This is a genomic window from Paraburkholderia ultramafica (assembly GCF_902859915.1).
GTDB lineage: Bacteria > Pseudomonadota > Gammaproteobacteria > Burkholderiales > Burkholderiaceae > Paraburkholderia > Paraburkholderia ultramafica.
In genome coordinates this window covers 1-19,675 of the sequence record NZ_CADIKK010000060.1, presented here as the reverse complement: position 1 = coordinate 19,675, position 19,675 = coordinate 1, and the positions used below count along the sequence as shown (strand labels likewise).

The following is a 19,675-nucleotide window of genomic DNA, read 5'->3' as shown; positions in this document are numbered from 1 at the left end:
GCAATCGCTTGAACACCTTCGCCAGGGCCGGATTCAGGATTTGCTTCATCGATCAGATCGTTCTCTCGGGGACCTCCAGCATAGCAAACCGCCTTGTTGCGACAAAACCCCTACGGGAGCCATCCTGCCGCCGGAACAACGTGCCGTCCGGGATCTGGCGAGGAAGCGGATGCAACTGGTGCGAAGTCGCCCGGCCCGGGTCTGACTACGGCTTCGGCCGCGTGGCAATCAGCCGCGCCGGGTCCGAACTCCATTCGCTCCACCTTCAACATGAGCGTCGTCGGCGGGCAGGGGATTCAATTCACTGTTTCAGTGAGACTATCCGAAGCACTGCGAATTATGTCGAGTATCGGCCAGTGGGATATATTGGGCAACCGCAATGAGACGCGCAAATCTGCCATCGGTATGGCGCCTGCCGAGATGCAGGCCTGCGGCGCGAGATTCCCTTCGCGCCGCAGGTCACGAGTCCTACGGTCAGGTTCGCGACGAGGGCGTGTAGAAGGGCTCACGCGTGGGCGTCTGCGCGAAATATTCGCTGTAGAACGCCTTCACGTAAGGAAACACTGCTGAACCCAACTCGCGATTCGCCCGGTCCTGCGGGGCGCGCGGTCTTGCCAGTATTTGCTCGATCTCGCGCAGGATCGCATCACGATCCACTCGGGTGAAGCGGCCTTCGTTATACACAACCTCGCCCTCGATCATCACCGTGTCAACGGCATTCGTCTTGGCGCGCTGCATGAGCGCATCCAGCATGGGAATGTTGTCGTCCTGATACGGGTAGGTCGCGGTCTTCCAGTTCATCAGCACCAGATCGGCCAGGCGGCCGGTTTCCAGGCGGCCGATCTTCGCGCCGAACGGGGTCGTTCGAGCGCCGTCCTCAGTGGCCATTTTCAGTATCTGCGGGCAGGTCGGCACGTCGTCCTCCATTCCAGGTGTGCGGTGTACGCGCAGCGCAAGACGCATCTCCTGCAACATGTCGCGGTCTTCGTTGATACCGGCTTCGTCGAGCCCCATGCCGACCGTCACACCGTATCTGGCAAACGCATTCAAGGGGGCCACGCCACTGCGCAAGCGTAGATTCGAGCTACAGTTATGGCAGATGCAGGTGCCCGTATGCGCGACCATTTCGATGTCTGCTTCCGTCAGCCACACCCCATGGCCTAGGGTCAGCGACGGACCGAGCAGTGCGAGATCGTTCAGATGCGCGACGGCCGTCTTCCCCGTCCGGCGGCGCGCGTATTCCTTCTGGTAGGCGGTTTCGAGCAAATGCATGTGCATCGGTACGCCGGCTTTGTCGGAGCGTTCCTTGATGGCGAGCAGTGTCTCGTCGCTACACCAGTGCAGGTTAGCGGGTGCCAGCTGAATCCGGGTCAGTGATTGGCCTTCGTTGTCCTGCACGAGCATGTCGAACAACTGCAGATGGTCGACCAGAGGGACTTGGTGCGCTTTCAGATGCGCGGCGAGCTTCGCGCCGAGGTCCGCGGGCAAGCGTTTGACGAAGTCCCGGTCGGCTTCGTAGACCAGCAGGTTCTGTTCGCGTACGGCGAAGCTGTAAGACGCGCGCATGCCGATGTCCTGATACGCCTTCAGAACGCCTGAAGCCGCTTCATGTATCGACGACAACGGACCCGGCCGCCAGCCGTGGATGTGCTGCACGGTAGTAATGCCGGAAGCGATCATTTCGAACGCGGAGTAGAGCGTGTCGAGATAGAGATCGATCTCGCGCGTACCCATCCGGCTTGCAAACCACAGTTCCAGCGCGTAGTCCGGGGACCCATGCTGCAGCGGGGTCAGGCCCACGTGATGGTGACTGTTGATAAAGCCAGGCAGCAACACCGTATCCGGCGAGCCGAGACGCGGCACGTTCGGATACTTCGCGAGCAGTTCCTGCGCGTCGCCTATCTCGACGATCACACCGTCGCGTTGATATAGCGCACCGTCGCGGAGGATGTCTGCGGTGTGCCGGTCGATGACGCCCTTGACGATCCACCCAGCGACAATCAATGTTTGGGACATGGTTGCTTTTACCTGAATGAGGAATGGTTCAGAACGATGGTGTGTCGTATAGATCGACACGCCGATGTAAGAAGTAGGACAGCTTTTCGCGGGTCGACGCGATGTCCGCATACCTGAGCGTCGCGCTGACGATGCCGGGTCCTTCGTTGCCTGGCCGGTGCGCGAGCACGGCGCCGTCGGCAGCAATCACACACGACTCGCCATAGTTGTCGACGCGTACATCATCGAGGAATTCGTCGCCGATCTTGTTAGCGCAAACGACCGCCAGCCCATTCTCCCGTGCATGTGTGCGCAGTTCGCCGACGAAAAAGTCCATATCATCGCCACCACTGCCCGCGATGGGAACGATGACGATATCCGCTCCGGCCGCACGCAGCGCGCGCCAGCATTCCGGAAAGCGGCGGTCATAGCAGACCAGAACACCGACGCGCCACAGGCCTACCCGCACGACGTGCAGTGCGTCGCCAGGCGTGAAGTGCGCGGCTTCGTCGTAGCCCGGCGGCGGGTCGTCGCCGACAGGCAGGTGAAGCTTGCGGGCGACTGGACCGGCGCGAAGCGGCTTGCCATCGGCGTCGAAGCCGAGCACGGCGTTGTGATACCTACCGGTCGGCCAGTCGACTTCGTAGAACGGTACAAACAGGCTGATGCCACGCTCCTTGGCCAATGCGGCGCAACGTGCGGCGAGGGGGCCGTCGGCCGGCTCTGCCCAGTTGCGATATTGCCCGCCCGGCGCGCTGGCGAAATACGGGGTCATGGAGAGTTCAGGCAACACGATCAAACTGGCGCCACCGTCAGCGGCGCCGCGCACGGCGGCAAATGCTACGGCCTCGTTGTCGCGGAGGTTGGTCGTGCAGGGGGGCAATTGCAGTGCCGCGACGCGAAGTGTGCTCAAGGTTGCCGAAAGATTCATCGGACCCGCTCCTGCTCGGCGAAGGCGCGATCGACTTCGTCGCGCATCAGGTCGGTCAAGTGGACGCTGAGATCGTGGAACGCCCGGCTGCGCGTGTCCCGAGGACGAGGCAGATCGACCGCAATGATGGTCTTGATGCGTCCGGGGCGCGCCGTAAACACGACGATGCGGTCAGCGAGCGCAATGGCTTCGTCGATATGGTGAGTGACGAACACCATCGACACGTTGCTTTGCTTCCAGACCTGGATCAGGAAGTCCTGCATCTTTGCCCGCGTCTGCACGTCCAGCGCAGCGAACGGCTCGTCGAGCAGCAGTATCTCGGGTTTGAGGGCGAGTGCACGCCCGACCGCCACACGCTGGCGCATGCCGCCCGAGAGTTGATCGGGCCGTTTATCGATGGCTTCGGACAAGCCGACTCGCTCGAGAATCTCCTGCGCGACACGCCGCCGGTTTTCCTTCGGCATGTGCTGCATTTTCAGACCGAAGGTGATATTTTCGCCGACGCTCAGCCACGGAAACAGCGAGGCGTCCTGAAAGACCAGTCCGCGATCGGTGCCCGGTCCACTTACCTCGGCACCACCGCACACGATGTGGCCGCTGGATACCTGTTCCAGTCCCGAGATCAGATAGAGCAGGGTGCTCTTGCCACACCCGCTTGGGCCGAGGAACACGACGAATTCGCGCCGGGCGATATCCAGGTCGATGTCACACAAGGCAACGAACGGTGCGCCGTCTGTCTGCCATGTCTTGCTGACACCCTTGCAGGTGACAAGCGGTGGTTGCACGGAGGCTGATTTGTTCTGGCTCATATCATTTCCCTAGGCCGTTATTCGGCACCCAGAACAGCACTTTGCGCTGGACGATCCGCAGCGCAACGTCGAAGGCGAAGCCGGTGACGCCGATCAGCGTCATCGTGAAGAACGACAGGCTCGAGTTGAAGGTATTGCGCGCGAGCATGACGACCTGGCCGAGCCCGCTGCCGACGCCGGTCGCTTCCGCCACCAGCACCACCATCCATGCGCCGAACAGGTTCATGCGCAGCACCATGAAGAGCGACGGCAGGATGGCTGGCAGAATCACATGGCGGAAAGTCTGCGCGCGCGTCGCGCCCATCACGGCGGCGACGTTGAGGTGGGTGCGGCAGACATTGTCGATCTGGATGATCGTCGAGACGGTCATGACGAAAAAGAGCGAGATGAATACCATGAAGACGGCCGGCGCATTACCGATGCCGAACAGGAAGATCGCGACGGGCAGCCACGCAATCGGCGAGATGGGTGCCAGCAGCGTGATAGTCGGCATGGTCAGGTTGCCGAACAGCCGGAAGTAGCGGATCGCGACACCCATCGCCACGCTGCAGACGAAACCCAGCACAAGGCCGCTCAGCACCCGCAACGTCGTCGCGACGATAGTCATAGCGAGTGACTTCAGCGCCGTCGTGTTGGACGTCTCGCCAATCACGTCAGTCGGGATGAAGTACTGCGCTTGCGATGCGAAGTTACGCAGGAAGATGTGCGGAGGCGGCAGCAGAAGCGGGTCGGCCCAACCCGCGGCCCACGCCAGTTCCCACGCGGCGATGAAGCACGCCAGCGAGGCGACGCCCCAGCCGAGCGGCATGAGTCGCCGTGCAAAGCCCGAGCGCGGCCGCCCGCTTGCTGCCGGGCGCACCGCGCGCCGGTGCGCGAAGAAGGTCGTCGGATTGGCTTTCATGCGGATTTCAGCTTGAGCTGCCCATAGAGATCGCTGTTTTCCTTGATCACGTCGTTGAGCGGTCCCCAGTCGAAGACGTCGGGACCAGGCAGCCGCTTGATATAACGGAGCTCCTTAAGATTCTGTGCCCGCTGCAGGATGAAGTTCTGGTTGCTGCGCTGGTCGATCATCGCCGGCTGTTTCGCGGCCGCATCGAGTGTGGCGTCATAGCTCGTCTTGAAGTACTTGCCGACGGTGTCCTTGACGGCCGAGGCGCGGTCCAGTTCTTCCTGACGCTGCGCGACCATCATCGCCTTGATCAGCGCCTTCACCGCATCGCGGTTTTCGTGCAGGAGCTTGCTGCGCACGGCGAGAACGCAGTCGGAGTAGTTCGCGCCGTACACATCCACGCCGTTCGAGAGCTGCACAGAGCCCGGCCTTGCCTTCAATGCCTGCGTTGCGTAGGGCTCGATGTGGCACATCGCGTCGACATTGCCGGCGATAAAGGCCTGCGCCAGCTCCGGCGACGTGCCGAAGTAACGCACCGTGACGTCGGCGAAGCTCATGCCGGCCTTCTTCAGGTAATCGTAGGGCAGCATTTCGAGCGTATCGGCCTGAAATGTGCCGATGGTCTTGCCGCGCAGTTGCGCCGCTGACGTGATCCCAGGCTGCGCGACGATCACGCAGCCTTGCACGCCCGAGCCTGCGATGATCTTGATCGGTGCGCCGGCATCGTAGAGCGTCATGAAGTTGGTGTACGGAACCACCGAGACGTCCACCACGCCCGCGCCGAACAGCGCGGCGATATCGGCGTTCGACGGCGTCGTCACGAAGTCGAGCGAGACACCTTGCGCGAGATTGCGCTCCTTGACGAGAAAGAACGGGCAATTGCAGAGGCCCGTGCCGTGCGTCGCCTTGAGCGTCAGCGGGCCGGCCGCCATGGCCTGAGGCAGATAGGCGCCGCCGAGCGCCGCGGCGCCGGCCAGACATGCGCCGCGCATCAGGAATTCGCGGCGTGTGCTGCCGGCTTCGGTCAACGGGTAACCATCCGGGTTTTGCTGAACAAATTTCCTGAACATCGCGTGGTCCTTAGAGAGGTTGAACGGCAGATGGGGATATGAAAGTTTCCGCGGACGACTGTGCAAGCGTTTGTTCCAGCAGGTCGAAGCTGAAGATCTCTCCGATCGAGGCGCAAACCCGCATTCTTCCGAGCGCTTCCAGCGACGCGGCACGGGCGACAATGCATTCGCGAAGCGGGCGAATATCGATGATTGGCGGCTGCGCAGCGATGCCGGCGAGCAGTTCGTCGAGCGTGAATTCGGGGTAGCGGTACGCGCTCGCGCGCAGGGCTTCGCGGGGATGGTTCGTGATCGCGTGCTGCGCATCGAGCATCGCGCGTAAGGCCGCGCGGATGATCTCGGGATGCGCGTCGAGAAAGCTCTTGCGGGCCACCAGCAGCGTGTCCGGATAGTCGGCACCCCAAGCGTGCAAGCCGTCGCAAAGCACCTCGAAGCGGCGCAGCCGAAGGCGGGAAATCCATGGTTCGATCAACGTCAGCGCTGCGAGACGGCCGCCGATCAGATCGTCGAGCGCGCCGGCAAGCGATGGGTACAGCACGCGTTCGATCTGTGTGGAGGCCATCCCGTGTACCCGCAGCGCATCGTGCAGCAGCACTTCCATTGGATCGTCGACGAAGGTTCCCACACGCTGGCCACGCAGATCGCTCATCGACAGGCCTGGTTGCCCCATGAGCGCGATGCCGAGCTTGCCGCTGCCGCCAACAATGCGCAGCGGATCGGGCCGGGCATGGTCGACCAGCGGCTGTGTAAAGCCGGTGGTGCCGAGATCGGCCGCGCCGCTTCTCAGCAACTCCGCGGTGGAACTGAACTGCGTCAGCGGCGGTGCTTCGACCTGCAGGCCATTGCGCTCGAACAGGCCGGTATCGACCGCAACGAACAACGCAAGATTGGAAAGCGCACTGCCGTGCGCTAGGAGCAGTTTTTGCATGGCGGGTTCACGGGGGCGTCGGAGATCGCGTCGGCACATGGGCTGCTGCACGCGAGGGCTTGACGACGTTTTAGCGAAGACCGTGCCAGCGAGCGGCGTTCGGTGTGCAATTCCAATACGTCTCTTTGTTTACAGGATGCGCGAGAAATTGTTCGATAAAAATCGATAGGGTTGTACACAATCTACGCGCTATCTGCCTCCGAAAGGACGCACCACAATGTGCCCAGAAGGTCGAGTTTGCACCGCCATGTTGCGCTCGGCACATAGACTGGGCATCGCGCGCTTAAGCGTCGACAGCTTGCGATTTCAAAGGCAGGACATGGGTAGTCGCACATTTTGTTCTCGTCACTGAAATACAATTTGGCGTGTGATTTGTGTCCAATATCGGCGATAATCGGCACTGCGACGAGGCGTGCAATCGGTGCAGTCAACCGCACGCGTTGCCCTTGCCGTGTTCAACTCATTACCAGGACCCTTTCATGCCGACTGATAAGAAGAGGGCGAAGACAGCTCACACCGAAGTGGCCGGCTCGTTTGACGGCGCGCATCGCCACGTGATTTACGAACGCTTGATGAATGCGATTTCGGAGCATCGGCTGCAGCCCGGCACGAAGCTTGCCGAGGATCGGCTCGCCGCTATTTTTGGCGTGAGCCGGACCACGGTGCGGGCGGTGTTGCAGCAACTGGCTCACGAGCTTGTCGTGACGATCGTGCCGAATCGCGGCGCTTTCGTTGCGAGCCCGACGGTGGAAGAAGCGCGCGAGTTGTTCGAGGCGCGGCGTCAGATCGAATTGCCGATCATCGAAAAAGTGTGCCGTTGCGCCACGAAGAAGGACCTCGCGCGTTTGCGCGCGCATGTGGCACAGGAAGACGAGGCCCGTAAGCGTGATGACCGGCGTGCCACGGTACGGCTCTCAGGCGAATTTCACGTGATGCTCGCGCAGGTATCGGGCAACCGCTTCATCGAGCGGACCATGCGCGGTTTGCAAATGCTCACGTGCCTGACGATCCTGCTCTACAACGCGCCGACTGCGCAGGCGTGTCTGCACGACGAACACGCGCGTCTGATCGACGCGGTGGAAGCGGGGAACGTCAAACTGGCGCAAAAAATCATGGACGAGCATCTCGACCATATTCAAGCGACGTTGCGGCTGCATAGACCGGAGGGAGAGAAGGACGACCTGGAGGCGATCCTCGTTCACGGCCTATGACGCCGATGCGGTTCAGGGTGCCGTGAGTGTGTCGAGCACGCGCCGCAGAAACTGGTCGCATTCGGCGAGCTGCGACAGTTCGACGGATTCGTCCGCCTTGTGCGCATCGTCGATGCTGCCGGGACCGCAGATGACCGTGGAGATACCGGCCCTGGCGAACAGGCCGGCTTCGGTGCCGTAAGTCACCTTGCGCGTTGCGAAGTCATTGCACAGGGTCCGCACCAGTCGCGTGATGGCGGCTTGTTCAGCGCTGTCGAGTGACAACGTTGTGCCGACCTTTTCAAACGAAATCGCCGCGGTAGCGGATACTTCGCGCATCTCCGGCTCCAGATTCTCGCGGGCGTAGCGGGCAACCTGTTCCAAGAGCCGTTCCGGATCTTCGGACGGCAGATTGCGGTATTCGAAGAAGAATTCGCAATCCTCGGGTATGGTGTTGATCGCGACGCCGCCCTTGATCAGGCCGGTTTGTGCCGTCGAAAACGGTACGTCGAACGCGTGATCGAAGGGGCCGTTGCGACGCAGAGCATCGGCGGTGTCGCGTATCCGGCAGATCAGGCGCGCGGCATATTCGATCGCATTGACGCCGCTCGGCGTGCGCGACGAATGGGCGGCCACGCCCTTCACGCAGCACCGGTAGGCATTGTTGCCCTTGTGCGCGACGACCGGCCGCATGCTGGTGGGCTCGCCGACGATGCAGCCTGTCGGCCGGATGCCGCGTTCCGCAAGTTCAGCGAGAAGCAGCGGCGCACCGAGACAGCCGACTTCCTCATCGAATGAGAAGGCGAAATGAAGCGGCTCGCGTAGCGGGCGCTTCTGGAATTCGGGCAACAGGCCGAGCGTCACTGCGATAAAGCCTTTCATGTCGCACGAGCCGCGGCCGTAGAGCCGATCGCCACGGATAACCGGATCGAAGGGATCGCTTGACCAGTTCTGGCCGGTTACGGGAACGACATCGGTGTGCCCGGACAGCACGACTCCGCCATTCGTCTCGCCGTTGAAGGCAGGCAATGTCGCGAACAGATTGGCCTTTTGCCCGTCCTTGTCGTAGATGAGCAGGGCTTCCATGTGATGGGCTCGAAGGCGGTCCCGGATCGCTTCGATCAAGCCGAGATTTGAGCGACTGCTCGTCGTATCGTAGCGAATCAGTTCGTCGGCCAACGCGAGATAGGCGGGACGTTCGTTAGGGTCCACTGCTGGCTTATCAAACATGACGTGTGCCCTCGGGCTCTCCAGATAACATCGAGCGATTGTAGGCGGACGAAATTCACAACGTGTACGTATGCGCGCCCGCTGTGCTCGTCGCGTTCGGTCGCCAGAGCGCGCAACGCTGTTCGACAAGCAGGGTGCTTGCCTGTCTGCAATCCTACGCTCGCAACCCGCGCTTGCCACATCACACGTCAGCGAGGTAGCTTCGCCGCATAAGTTTCCCAGTCCGCATGCAGCGTCTGCGCCCGCGCGTACACCTTTTCCATTTCGGCGCGCAGCGGCGCGATCGATTCATCGGCGAGATCAAACTCGGTGCTGAGCGCCTCGTAGGCTGCGCTGATTTCACGCAAAAGCGCGGGCTCTTCGACGCGGGTGAGTCTCCCGCTGCGCAACACGGCGTCGCCTGCGACGAAGACGCTGTCGATCGACGCGCCACGTTCGGCATAGACCAATTGGCGCACCGGGTCCGTCAGCGGCGTGAAGCTGATCGTATCGGTGCGATACGCCACCAGGTCGGCACGATAACCATCGTCAGGCCGGCAGCGACCAACGAACAGAACAGACCATTCAACCCTGCCGCAAGCCAGGGAGGTCTGACGAAATCGACCTCCCCAACTTTTGCACGCTCTCCAGTGCGCATGACCAACAATCTTCAGAAGGCCCATCGTCTGCGATCATCATCAAAAACGGGGAGTTATGAGCGGAGACCATAAATGCCGCGGCGAAGCTGGCCTTCGAAGTCGATCACCGGCGATCGATCTGGCTGTGTGCTCGGGGGCGGGATGTTACGTTTCGGTGCCGAACTGCTCGCTGTCAACGCAATAGCAATCAGCGATCCGATAGCATAATCATTCAATTTGACATAATTAAAGTGATCAACGTTTTCCGCTGAACGTCGCACTAAAATCTATCATACATAATTAATGTAGTCGAAAATTCTGAAAATATTAAAATACGTTCATGAAGTTGCCGTGCTACGAGCCATGATATGGCTACGTCCGGTTGAACTTGGCACGGGGGTACGGCTCGCTGCGATGCAAACTCGCTGACCGGTTTCGATCCGTCAGTATTTGCCTGATGAGAGCCAACGACTCTTCGGCCGTGGCAGTCGGATTGTGGAGGCGAGCCCCGCTGAACTGCGGCGCTGTGACGCCGAGGTACCGGCAAACGGACGACACATAGGGCTTCGCTGGCCCGCCGCAGCGCTCAGCAGCGGCCGTCAGCGCTGCGTCGCCGACCTGAGTGCGCAGCCACGCCAGGGTGCGGCGGTCCCGTTCATTGAGCACACGGACCAGATGTTCCATCCTGCCTCCTCACTGTATATATTAACAGTACTGTTAATATATACAGTGATTGAGGCGTTTTCAAGGCGCAGCGCCATTCATCGAATGGACGAGGCTATCCGAAGGCGGTATCAAATGCGGTATAATGTGGCATCGTTTGATACCTACTGGTGGTTGTCATGACTACTGTCTCACCCGCAAAAATCGCCGCTGTGATGGCCTTGACACCGCTGCCCCGATCATTTGCAGAGCTGGACGATCGGGTACGCGGCGGGCTGCCCAAATCCGCGCTTCGCGCCAGCGTTGAGCACGTCGCGCGGACCACGGAAGAACGTCGCAACCTTTTGTTCCGCATCATTCCTGAGGCCACCTTCAAGCGTCGGCGCGACCTGCTGAACCCGGATGAATCGGAGAAGGCCGAACGCCTGGCTCGCGTCTTCGCCACTGCTGAATACGTGTGGGATTCGGAAGCCGACGCGCGGGAATTTCTCAATATCCCGCATCCGCTGCTGGATGGGCGCACGCCGCTCGATGTGTCGATGACCGAACTGGGCGCGCGACGCGTCGAGGAATTGCTCTGGAAGCTGTTTTATGGAATCCCGGCGTGATGCGGATTTACCGGATTGCTGACCGACGTCACCCGATATGGGACGGCACCGGCGCGATGTTGGTAGGCGGCCGGTTTAACAGTCCCGGCCGCCCGGTCATTTATGGGGCGACGACGTTCGCCGGCGCAATGCTGGAGGTGCTCGTGCACGCCCGCATTGGCAAGGTGCCGCGCACTCATGTTTTCTGCGTCGCCGATGTGCCAGATAACATCGCGATCGAACGCGCCGATGCCGCGATTTTGCCGGCGGGCTGGGACGGGCCCGACCTTGAAATCGCGCGGGCATTTGGCGATCGCTGGATCGCTGAGAGCCGCACCGCAGTGCTGCTGGTGCCGTCTGTGGTGGCGCGTGAAGAATGGAATGCACTCGTTAATCCAACTCACCCGATGACTCAAGGTTTTGCAGTTAGCGAGTCGCGCCCCGTCGTGTGGGATGAGCGTCTGTTTCCCCGCGGATGAACGGCCCCCGCACCTGCCTCAGCCGCTACAGCTTTCGCTTCGTCGCTTCGTCGCTTCTGAGGTAGCTCCGAACGCGATGATGTGCGGCCTCTGGAAGGGCGCACCGGTGAATGTGGGAAAGACCTGGTGGCGAACCGCAGCCGCCAGAAACACGTTCTTCGCGCGCCGGCGCGCGATTCCCGAATCAGGAGCCCGTGAACTGCTGCGGCACTTCGCGTGGTGGATTACCGAGGATCAGCCGGTACTTGCCCTCACGTTCCCAGTGTGTCGGGTTCCCGTAAAAGCTCACCATTCAACAGAAATGCAGATCAACAATACGCAACTAACCGTCTCTGCCGCCGATTTACACCATAAACCCCAAACCTGCCTAGCAGCGAAGGGGCTCGGGGAAGTCGGGGCTCTTAGTAAAAGGACTGACGGTGTCGGCGACCGAAGGCGGCTCACGAGGGGCTGGATCGTGAGATCGTCCGCGATCGCCCCAGTTGTAACTTCTGGTAGATTGATCGCTGCGCGGCGCAATACAAATAGACAGACCGCGAAAGGTATCGTCGAGGTGCACATGGAAGTTCTTGATCTCGCGGCCGCCGTCTCGCCGGACAGACGCGCCGTGGTTTTCATGCTGTCGATCCGCGGTCGCGAAATCGAATGCGCGGTTGCGCGTGATGCACTCGAAGCGCATTTCTGGCTACCGCGCGATGCCGGCGAGATGCTGACGCTCAAGACATTTGAAAACGGCCGCAACCGCATCGTCGCGGTCGCACAAAGGAAACTGCTCGCGCGCCCGGACGGGCGGTTATGGCTCGCCGCCAACGGCTTCGTGACCCGATAGCCGCCAGTGGCTGGCAGGCGATGTTCGCGGCAGCGCGACGGTCCCGCGCCGGTTGATCGGAGCAGTAAAGCGAGCGATCGTACTTTTGTTGATAATTTAATTTATGTCAAATTAAGGGTCTCGACCTGTCGGTTCCCCGTGGGCCCATTTCTCCACAATCACACGCCGCTCATTATTCCGGTGCCGCAGCGCGCCGCAACAACCGCGGATCGGTCAACCACGCCTCACGGGCCCCAATCTCGACGTGGACAAAATCAGGATGATCGGGGTTGAGCAGATAATTGAATTCAGCAGGGACGACTGCACTGGGAACGGCCAGGACTGCACTGGTGCGCGTCTGCGACCACGTAGCCCCGACCTGCTGCAGTTCACCGCGCGCGGAGATGTCCCGCCAGTCGGCAGGCAAACTGGCTGGATCGATACGTTCCACGATTCTTTCGGGGAATCTGGCTGGAATCATCACATAGTGCGCACGCAACGGTGAATCCTGGACCAGCATCTCCAGGAGCGCCAGCGATTGCGTATGCGCCGTGTACACCATCGCGACGCCTTTGGGATTCCACCGACCACCGTACAGTCGTGCACCTTCTCCGGAGAAAGCGGTATCCGCATACCGCTCGGTGACCACCCGCCATACCGTGAGCATTACGCAAACACGCCATGCTCGATGCGCCCCAGCGTGTCCATCACACTATCGGCGCCGATGTCGGTATCCACAAGGCTAAGGGGTGTCGCACCCTCCAGCGCAGCGATCGGAGTCTTGAGCCAGGCGAGCGCCGGGTCGAGATCCTCAAAAACCTCCGCAGCGCGCGCGACCACGCGCGCAAGCCGCAGCAGCTTTGCTGACTCTTCACGACTCAACACACCTTCTCGCTTGCGACGCGCCAAGGTCCGCTCAGGAATGTCAAGCGCCTGCGCCAATTCCGCTTGCGATAATCCGATCGATCTGAGCATGGCATCGAGCGCCTGCGATGAAATCCCATGGCGGACCACATCCACCCACTCAAGGCCCGATCGAGGCGCGTGCGGGAATACCGTGCGACCTCCTAGCAGTGAGTCAGCTGACACCCTTCCGATAAGATTCACGATTGCACCTCCTGCCATTTGGCATCCACTTTATACCAAAATGGCAGCATCCGCATGTCGCCGTCGCGACAGTCGCTGTCGCGTCACGCCCTGCGATGGCCGACTTCCCGACCGGCGTGGAACTTGGGGCTATCGTTCTTGCCGTGCGAATTTTGGCGGTTTGATCCTAAAAATCCATATTGAACAACGGCTTGCGAAACCGCCGGTTGCGCAAAACCCTCCAAACCACCGAGCCTTGCTGCAAGCCGCTCTGCACGCGCTTACCGCCAAAATTCGCACGGCAAGAACGATAGCCCCTAATGGCGCGTCCCCGGTCATTCTCGAATGTCTTGAGCATGCGCGCTTCGTCAGCACCACCATGTCGCCAGAAATTCTCTTTGAGCGCCTCACGCGCTCTCGAACATTCCATGACGCGGCCGCGAAACGACAGCATGAAAGCTGCAGCCCGTCCATCCGGCGAGATGGCTAACGCCTGTTAAAGACCTTCCGCGGCAGACCTCGCCGGATCCTTTGGCGGCCGTACGTGTATTCGTGATGCACCGCGCCCGTCGAATCTTCCGGACGTTGCGCCGTCAGCAAAACGGATTTCTCACCATTGGATGCGTCGCAGTGCGCGGACGCGACGCGCCGGCATCCTATTACGGATTCCGGCATCGTCGAAAACCAGACAAACTTGCGCCCGCGCCGTCTGCCTCTCCTCCGTCCACCTACATGCCTGTACGGTTCGAAGGGCGTGAGAAGCTCCGAATGCTGCCGCCACCCGGCTGCAGTTCAACTTGGAGCTTACGATGACGGAAACAACACAGGAAGTCCAAACCACCGATCTGACATCCCCATCGGTTATGCCAGCGGCACAAGCGACGCAGTCCGGCAAAATCACCGCCGGTCGTCGCGCGGCGCGTCTGCCTTTCACGGTACGTGTGGTGGCCGACGATGAAGCGCTTGAGCGGGCCCTGAGGGTGCGTCAGACCGCGTATTTGCGGCATGTCCCGGAATTCGCCCGAACGATGGATCAGCCTGAACCCTATGATCGTGACCCCGGCGGGCTGGTCTTGCTCGCCGAGGCAAAGCTTGACGGTAGCCCGGTGGGTACGATGCGCATCCAGACCAACCGCTTCCGGCAACTTGCGATCGAGCAATCGGTGGAGCTGCCTCAGTGGCTGTCGGGCCGGATGGTTGGCGCCACGCGGCTAGGTGTAGAAGCCGGCGAGCCCGGGCGAATGGTCAAAACCGCGTTGTTCAAGGCGTTCTACTTATATTGCATGCTCGAGGGGCTTGAATGGATGGTGATAGCGGCGCGAACTCCGCTTGACCGCCAGTATGCCGCGCTGCTTTTTCGCGACGTTTACGGTGACAAGGAGTTCATTCCTCTTGCTCACGCTGCCAACATCCCGCACCGTATCATGGCTTTCGAGGTCGACACCGCGGAACGCCGCTGGCGGGAAGCGCGTCATCCACTTCATGATTTCATGGTGGTGACGCATCATCCAGATATTGACCTGCGCGCAGCACCGGCTCTGAACTGGCCAGAGGCAACCGACACCCTGCAGAACAAGCAGGCGCGGGCCGATATACACTCAGGCTCCGGCAACGCGGCACGCTACTAATCGCGCTGTCGAGGCACTGTTGCGACTGCGGTGCGCCTTTGCATCGCGGATTGGCGCCTGGCACCCGCGTCGCGACATGTTGAGACGAAGTGAAAACGACGATCGAACGGTGTCGCTCACGTCTTCGAGCGGGGCGACACCTGATGAGCCCCGGCTGCGCAGACGAAAGGTGCGCAGACAGGGATAAAACACCACCGCGCACATTGACGGGCATGATGAATGGATTGGTTTGAAAGGAATCCGTACCGGACGGGGAGCCGTTCCAGTCTAGCGATTGAGGCATTTACTTTCCTGTTTTCGTATTACGCGGTACCGATCGCCGTCGGTGTCCTGTCTCTGCTCGTGCTGCTCCTGCCTGCTCCGGCACCCCAGGGCGGGGATGGCGTTCCATTATCCATGCGCGTCCTGGGCGACCAGCGTGACGAGCTCGACGTCGCCCGCGCGAGTGCCGCGCTCCGAGCGCAGCCCGTACGCGAGCGTTACGACACCCATCTGAGCGAGACGCCAATCTGGTTCGCTGTCGCAACACCGCCGTCTGAGCCGTCAAACGGCCGTACCTCTGGAGCACCGCCGCTCTCGACGGCGATCCTGTTTCCGTCGCGGCATATCCAGCAGATTGAGTGCTTCGATGGATCCACGCTTCTGCCCATCGGCAGCGTATCGAGAAATCTTGCTTCGTCAGGCGATCTGACGCGCATAGGCAGCGGCATTGCGGTGCAACCGGGGCGGCATGATGAAGTGGTCTGCCGGGCGATCTTCAGCGGCCCGGCTGTTCTCGGCGCGGCCCAATTGTCACCGGATGGCCTCAAGCAGATCAACGACGCATTCCATCGGCACGCCGGACTGCTCGAGGGTGGTCTCGCGACGCTTGCAGCATTTGTGCTGATTACCGCGATAATCAATCGGGATTGGGTCTACGTGCTGTTTGCCGCCTGGCTGTTTGGGAACCTGCGGCTCGGCGCGATCTCGATGGGCTGGGATGAACAATGGCTCGGGTCGTCGCTGCCGGTGCAGTGGATCTCGCTGATCCGCAAGGTCACCGTGCCGGTGTACTACATCCTCACCTACACGCTCTTCGTGACCCTCTTCAGGAACGATCTGACTCGCGTCGGGTACCGGCACCTGCTTCGTACCATTCAGTGGCTTGGCCCCATCCTGTTGATCGCCTCGATCGTGCTGCCCGTTCCGGCTTATCTGCCGTTGATGTGGGGCATCGTCAGCGTTGGTATTGCAGTGGTAATTTTTATGCTGGGACGCATCCTTAGGCTCTCGCCGTCGAGGACTGCGCTCTGGTATAGCGCAGCACTCGCGGTGGCGCTGATTGCAAGCTTCTCTGAGGTCGCTTCGGCGGCCTTCCACACGCGATTTCTTATCCCGACGCTGAACAGCGTAACCGCGGCGCTCGTGTCCAGTCTGATGGCCGCACTCGCGATCGCCGAGCAGATCCGTGCCGAGCGCGCCGAGCGGTTGCGGGCGCAAGCAGAATTGCGTCGCGCGTATGACGTCACGCCGGTCGGGCTCTTTACCGTCGGGGCCGATGGCGAATTCCTGCAGTTCAACCCGGCGCTCGAAGCGATGCTCGGGATGGAACGCGGTGCAAAACGACTTCATTGGGATGACTACTTCCCGGCGGCAAGCTGGCAACCTATCTATCGACAGGCGACGGACACAGGCGCGATCGAAATCGAACTGTCCCGGGATGGCGGAATGCGGTTGGCCAGCGACGCCGCGTCCACGACTCAGACCGCGAGCGGCCGCCTCGCCACATATGGCGATATCGTAGCGACACCCGGACAGGGCAGCACGAACGTCCGCCACTACCTGCTCAAGGCCGCACACGACGGCACCCGGCTGGAGTGCTCGGTACAGGACGTCACCGAAAGGCAACAAGCGATCCAGACATTGAGTTTCCTGGCGGATCACGATCCGTTGACCGGGGCGCTCAACCGGCGAGGCATTGACAAATACATCGCCGAGACGATGACGGCAGCGGGGCGTCCGGCCAGGTCGCTGGTGATCGCCTATCTGGACCTCGACCGTTTCAAGCTCATCAACGACCTGTTCGGCCATCATATCGGCGATGAGGTGTTGAGACAGGTCTGCATGCGCATCGAGGCGGGACTCGGTTCAGCCGACCGGGTTTGCCGCGTCGGGGGCGACGAGTTCGTCATCCTGCTCCTGGACACGCCGATTGCGCTGGCGGCGACGGCATCACAGGCGATCATCGATGCAATCGGCGGAGAGCCCTATGGGATCGGCCACCGTGCGTTTCATGTGCGGGCGTCGCTTGGACTGGTTGAAGCTCCTGTGGGGCTGCGAGCACAGGAAGCGATCTCCGCGGCCGACAGCGCCTGCCGTGAGGCCAAGCTCGAGGGCAATGGACGTATTGTTGTGTATGAGAGCGACGCACCAATGTTCGTCGAACGGGCGCGCCAACTGAGCCTGCTGGAGCAGTTCAGCAGCGATCTGCCACCTGGCGGCCTGTTCCTCGAAATGCAGCCCATCATGTCGATGACGACGCCGTACGAGGCGCTTGATTTCGAAGTACTGCTTCGCATGCGCGGTTCGGACGGCGCAATCGTCCCGCCGGCAAAGGCCATATCCGCCGCAGAGACCAACGGGACAATTTCGGCGCTCGATAAGTGGGTGATGGAAACCACCCTGACCTGGATTGACCGTAACCGTTCGAAGCTCGCGCGCACCCGTTTCGTTTCCGTCAACGTCAGTGCCGCTTCGCTGAACGACGAGCGCTTTGTCTCCCAGGTGGGCGCACTCTTTCGCCGATTCCGGCACGTGGTTCCGCTACTTTGCATTGAAATCACCGAGGGCGTCGCGCTCCACGACCTGAACAACACGCGTCGCCTGATTGGCGGTGTGCAGCGCCTCGGTGCCAAGGTAGCGCTCGACGACTTCGGTGCAGGCCATACGTCGTTCCCCTACCTGCGGGACCTACCGGCCGATGCGTTGAAAATCGATGGAGAATTCGTCCGGAACATCAATGGCTTTCCAGCGAACGCGGCGATCGTTGAGGCCGTTATCGGCCTTGCGCGCAATCTCGGCATGCAGAGCATTGCGGAATGGGTCGAGGACGCACCAACGCTCGAAATCCTGCAGACGATGCGAGTTGATTATGTACAAGGCTTCGCCATCGCCCGCCCGCAGTCGCCCGAGGTCATCCTCGCAGCGACATCGGCAGCCGACTTCATCACAGACCCGGACATTCTCGCTCTGATTGGCCCGAGAACTGCACCACAGTCGATGGACGATGATTCAATGCGATCGCTGCACTAATTCCATTTCTAATTCATTAGGGCAACGCTGATTAAGTCCACCGATTGTGCGCCTCAAGCGTTATAGAGCGCACAGGTAACGACAAATGCAAAACACGATGAAGCAACAAACGCTCGCGATGGCCGCAGATCAAGGTGCAGGATTCGAGACCCGACGCAAACGCACGCGTCGCGACGAGTTTCTCGACACGATGAATTCGATCATGCCGTGGGCCGAACTGTGCACGGTGGTCGAGCCGTATTACCCGAAACGCGGCAACGGCCGCCCGCCCATTGGCCTGGAGCGCATGCTGCGGATTCACTTTATCCAGCATTGGTTCAATCTCGCGGACTTCGCCTGCGAAGAGGCGCTGTACGACAGCACCAGCCTGCGTCGCTTCGTGGGCATCGATCTGGGCTGCGAAGCCGTACCGGATGCAACGACGTTGCTCAAATTCCGGCGCCTGCTTGAGACGCACAAACTGGGTGAACGACTCTTTGCAGAGGTGGGGCGCGTGCTGCAAGCCAGCGGGATGAAACTCAGCAGCGGCACCATCGTGGATGCAACGCTGATCTCGGCGCCGAGCTCGACGAAGAATGAGCAGAAGGCGCGCGATCCCGAAATGCATCAGACGCGCAAAGGCCAGCAGTGGTATTTCGGCATGAAGATGCACATCGGGGTCGATAGCCAAAGCGGCCTGGCCCATAGTGCGGTGGTCACGCCCGCCAACGTGCACGACAAGGTGCGACACGTGTCGCCGTCTGCCGCGCGTTAAGCGGCATGTAGTAGGCGGAAAAGCTCATTCTTGTCTTGTCACGCGGGGCGTTCGGAAACAGATCGCCGTGCCGTGACCTGCTGTACGACCAGCAGTTGCCTATCCAGACATGCGTAACCGGTAACGGTTGGGTGTGAAGCTCTGGAGACAACGCGCCTCTCGACTGACGGTTCACCCCGGCGACGGGGAAGGAATCGACACGAGAGCGTTCATTTTGGTGGGGTGGCGATGCTCCGATCGCGGTTGGTCGATGTCGGACAATGACGCTCTTCTTGAATGAAGGAGCTATCGCATGAAGTTCGACTTGATCCTGGCCGTGGACGATGGTGACGGCCAGGTCACCAACATCTCGCTTGGCCAGGTGGCGCGTCCGGAGGTCAGCGATATGGCGACGTTGGGGCTCAGTCTTGCTGAGAGTAAACAACTCCTGACTCAGCTTCAGCATGAGGTCGTTGTCCGCCAATTCGAGGCAACGACGCAGCAGCGGCGGCACTGTGAACAGTGTGGCATGAAGCGCGCCATCAAGGACTTTCATGGGGCGCGGTTCCGTAGTCTGTTCGGAGACGTCGACCTGCGGGTACCGCGGTTGCGCAAATGTCAATGTGCCGCGGACGAGCCGGCTCCAGCTTCGGTCAAGCCAGCGTCGCGCCAACGCTGGGTGGCGCCGGAACTTGAATACATTCAGAGCGAGTTGGCTGCCATATTGCCCTATGCGCGCAG

At 60.9% G+C, this 19,675-nt stretch carries 18 protein-coding genes and 2 pseudogenes; 8 read left to right on the top strand and 12 right to left on the bottom strand.

Annotated features, from left to right (window positions below; genetic code table 11):
- Positions 1 to 474: 474 nt before the first annotated feature.
- From HV744_RS34250 to HV744_RS34225, 6 genes are read right to left on the bottom strand one after another with little or no spacing between them, the layout of a single operon-like run.
- A complete protein-coding gene (locus tag HV744_RS34250; protein ID WP_175153714.1) occupies positions 475 to 2,016 on the bottom strand; it encodes an amidohydrolase family protein in 1,542 nt (513 codons plus the stop codon).
- Between the two features lie 28 nt (positions 2,017 to 2,044).
- Positions 2,045 to 2,926, bottom strand: a complete 882-nt coding sequence (locus HV744_RS34245; RefSeq protein WP_175153713.1) for a carbon-nitrogen hydrolase family protein — start codon at positions 2,924 to 2,926, stop codon at positions 2,045 to 2,047.
- Positions 2,923 to 3,735, bottom strand: a complete 813-nt coding sequence (locus tag HV744_RS34240; RefSeq protein WP_217469193.1) for an ABC transporter ATP-binding protein — start codon at positions 3,733 to 3,735, stop codon at positions 2,923 to 2,925. The genes HV744_RS34245 and HV744_RS34240 overlap by 4 nt, the downstream gene beginning before the upstream one ends.
- 1 nt (position 3,736) lies before the next feature.
- Positions 3,737 to 4,636, bottom strand: a complete 900-nt coding sequence (locus HV744_RS34235) for an ABC transporter permease (RefSeq protein WP_175153712.1) — start codon at positions 4,634 to 4,636, stop codon at positions 3,737 to 3,739.
- Positions 4,633 to 5,694, bottom strand: coding sequence for an ABC transporter substrate-binding protein (locus tag HV744_RS34230; RefSeq protein WP_217469192.1), 1,062 nt, complete (start codon positions 5,692 to 5,694; stop codon positions 4,633 to 4,635). The genes HV744_RS34235 and HV744_RS34230 overlap by 4 nt, the downstream gene beginning before the upstream one ends.
- A gap of 10 nt (positions 5,695 to 5,704) precedes the next feature.
- Positions 5,705 to 6,622, bottom strand: a complete 918-nt coding sequence (locus HV744_RS34225) for an ABC transporter substrate-binding protein (RefSeq protein WP_175153711.1) — start codon at positions 6,620 to 6,622, stop codon at positions 5,705 to 5,707.
- A 479-nt stretch (positions 6,623 to 7,101) separates the two neighbouring features.
- Between HV744_RS34225 and HV744_RS34220 the strand changes: the two genes are divergently transcribed.
- On the top strand, positions 7,102 to 7,833 hold the full coding sequence (locus tag HV744_RS34220; protein WP_175153710.1) for a GntR family transcriptional regulator: 732 nt from the start codon (positions 7,102 to 7,104) through the stop codon (positions 7,831 to 7,833).
- A gap of 12 nt (positions 7,834 to 7,845) precedes the next feature.
- Here the strand turns inward: HV744_RS34220 and argE are convergent, their stop codons facing one another.
- The 3 genes from argE to HV744_RS34205 all read right to left on the bottom strand — a co-directional run bounded on the left by argE (position 7,846) and on the right by HV744_RS34205 (position 10,343).
- Complete coding sequence (argE, locus tag HV744_RS34215; RefSeq protein WP_175153717.1) at positions 7,846 to 9,042, bottom strand: acetylornithine deacetylase; 1,197 nt, start codon at positions 9,040 to 9,042, stop codon at positions 7,846 to 7,848.
- 188 nt (positions 9,043 to 9,230) lie between these two features.
- Positions 9,231 to 9,704, bottom strand: coding sequence for a hypothetical protein (locus HV744_RS34210; protein WP_175153709.1), 474 nt, complete (start codon positions 9,702 to 9,704; stop codon positions 9,231 to 9,233).
- 327 nt (positions 9,705 to 10,031) lie between these two features.
- Entirely contained in the window at positions 10,032 to 10,343 is a 312-nt protein-coding gene (locus HV744_RS34205) for a CppA family protein (protein WP_175153708.1), read from the bottom strand.
- A gap of 158 nt (positions 10,344 to 10,501) precedes the next feature.
- Between HV744_RS34205 and HV744_RS34200 the strand changes: the two genes are divergently transcribed.
- The 3 genes from HV744_RS34200 to HV744_RS34190 all read left to right on the top strand — a co-directional run bounded on the left by HV744_RS34200 (position 10,502) and on the right by HV744_RS34190 (position 12,217).
- Positions 10,502 to 10,930, top strand: coding sequence for an antitoxin Xre/MbcA/ParS toxin-binding domain-containing protein (locus tag HV744_RS34200; protein WP_175153707.1), 429 nt, complete (start codon positions 10,502 to 10,504; stop codon positions 10,928 to 10,930).
- A complete protein-coding gene (locus HV744_RS34195; protein ID WP_175153716.1) occupies positions 10,930 to 11,388 on the top strand; it encodes an RES family NAD+ phosphorylase in 459 nt (152 codons plus the stop codon). The genes HV744_RS34200 and HV744_RS34195 overlap by 1 nt, the downstream gene beginning before the upstream one ends.
- A 559-nt stretch (positions 11,389 to 11,947) precedes the next feature.
- On the top strand, positions 11,948 to 12,217 hold the full coding sequence (locus HV744_RS34190; RefSeq protein WP_175153715.1) for a DUF1488 family protein: 270 nt from the start codon (positions 11,948 to 11,950) through the stop codon (positions 12,215 to 12,217).
- A gap of 172 nt (positions 12,218 to 12,389) precedes the next feature.
- Here HV744_RS34190 and HV744_RS34185 read toward each other — a convergent pair whose 3' ends face one another.
- The 3 genes from HV744_RS34185 to HV744_RS34175 all read right to left on the bottom strand — a co-directional run bounded on the left by HV744_RS34185 (position 12,390) and on the right by HV744_RS34175 (position 13,736).
- A complete protein-coding gene (locus HV744_RS34185; RefSeq protein WP_175153706.1) occupies positions 12,390 to 12,863 on the bottom strand; it encodes an RES family NAD+ phosphorylase in 474 nt (157 codons plus the stop codon).
- On the bottom strand, positions 12,863 to 13,303 hold the full coding sequence (gene parS, locus HV744_RS34180; protein WP_175153705.1) for a type II RES/Xre toxin-antitoxin system antitoxin: 441 nt from the start codon (positions 13,301 to 13,303) through the stop codon (positions 12,863 to 12,865). Before parS ends, HV744_RS34185 begins: the two co-directional genes overlap by 1 nt.
- Positions 13,304 to 13,469: 166 nt before the next feature.
- On the bottom strand, positions 13,470 to 13,736 hold the full coding sequence (locus HV744_RS34175; RefSeq protein WP_175153704.1) for a hypothetical protein: 267 nt from the start codon (positions 13,734 to 13,736) through the stop codon (positions 13,470 to 13,472).
- A gap of 355 nt (positions 13,737 to 14,091) precedes the next feature.
- On the opposite strand from HV744_RS34175, the gene HV744_RS34170 reads away from it, so the two are divergent.
- The 4 genes and pseudogenes from HV744_RS34170 to HV744_RS34155 all read left to right on the top strand — a co-directional run.
- The gene (locus HV744_RS34170) at positions 14,092 to 14,910 is read left to right on the top strand and encodes an N-acyl amino acid synthase FeeM domain-containing protein (RefSeq protein ID WP_175153703.1); all 819 of its coding nucleotides are present in this window, start codon (positions 14,092 to 14,094) and stop codon (positions 14,908 to 14,910) included.
- A gap of 219 nt (positions 14,911 to 15,129) precedes the next feature.
- Positions 15,130 to 18,201 (top strand): putative bifunctional diguanylate cyclase/phosphodiesterase, encoded by a 3,072-nt coding sequence (locus HV744_RS34165; RefSeq protein WP_175153702.1) that lies wholly within the window; start codon positions 15,130 to 15,132, stop codon positions 18,199 to 18,201.
- A 97-nt stretch (positions 18,202 to 18,298) separates the two neighbouring features.
- Positions 18,299 to 18,922, top strand: a pseudogene (locus tag HV744_RS34160) (IS5 family transposase); the annotation flags it as partial.
- A 325-nt stretch (positions 18,923 to 19,247) separates the two neighbouring features.
- A pseudogene (locus tag HV744_RS34155) lies at positions 19,248 to 19,675 on the top strand (hypothetical protein); the annotation flags it as partial.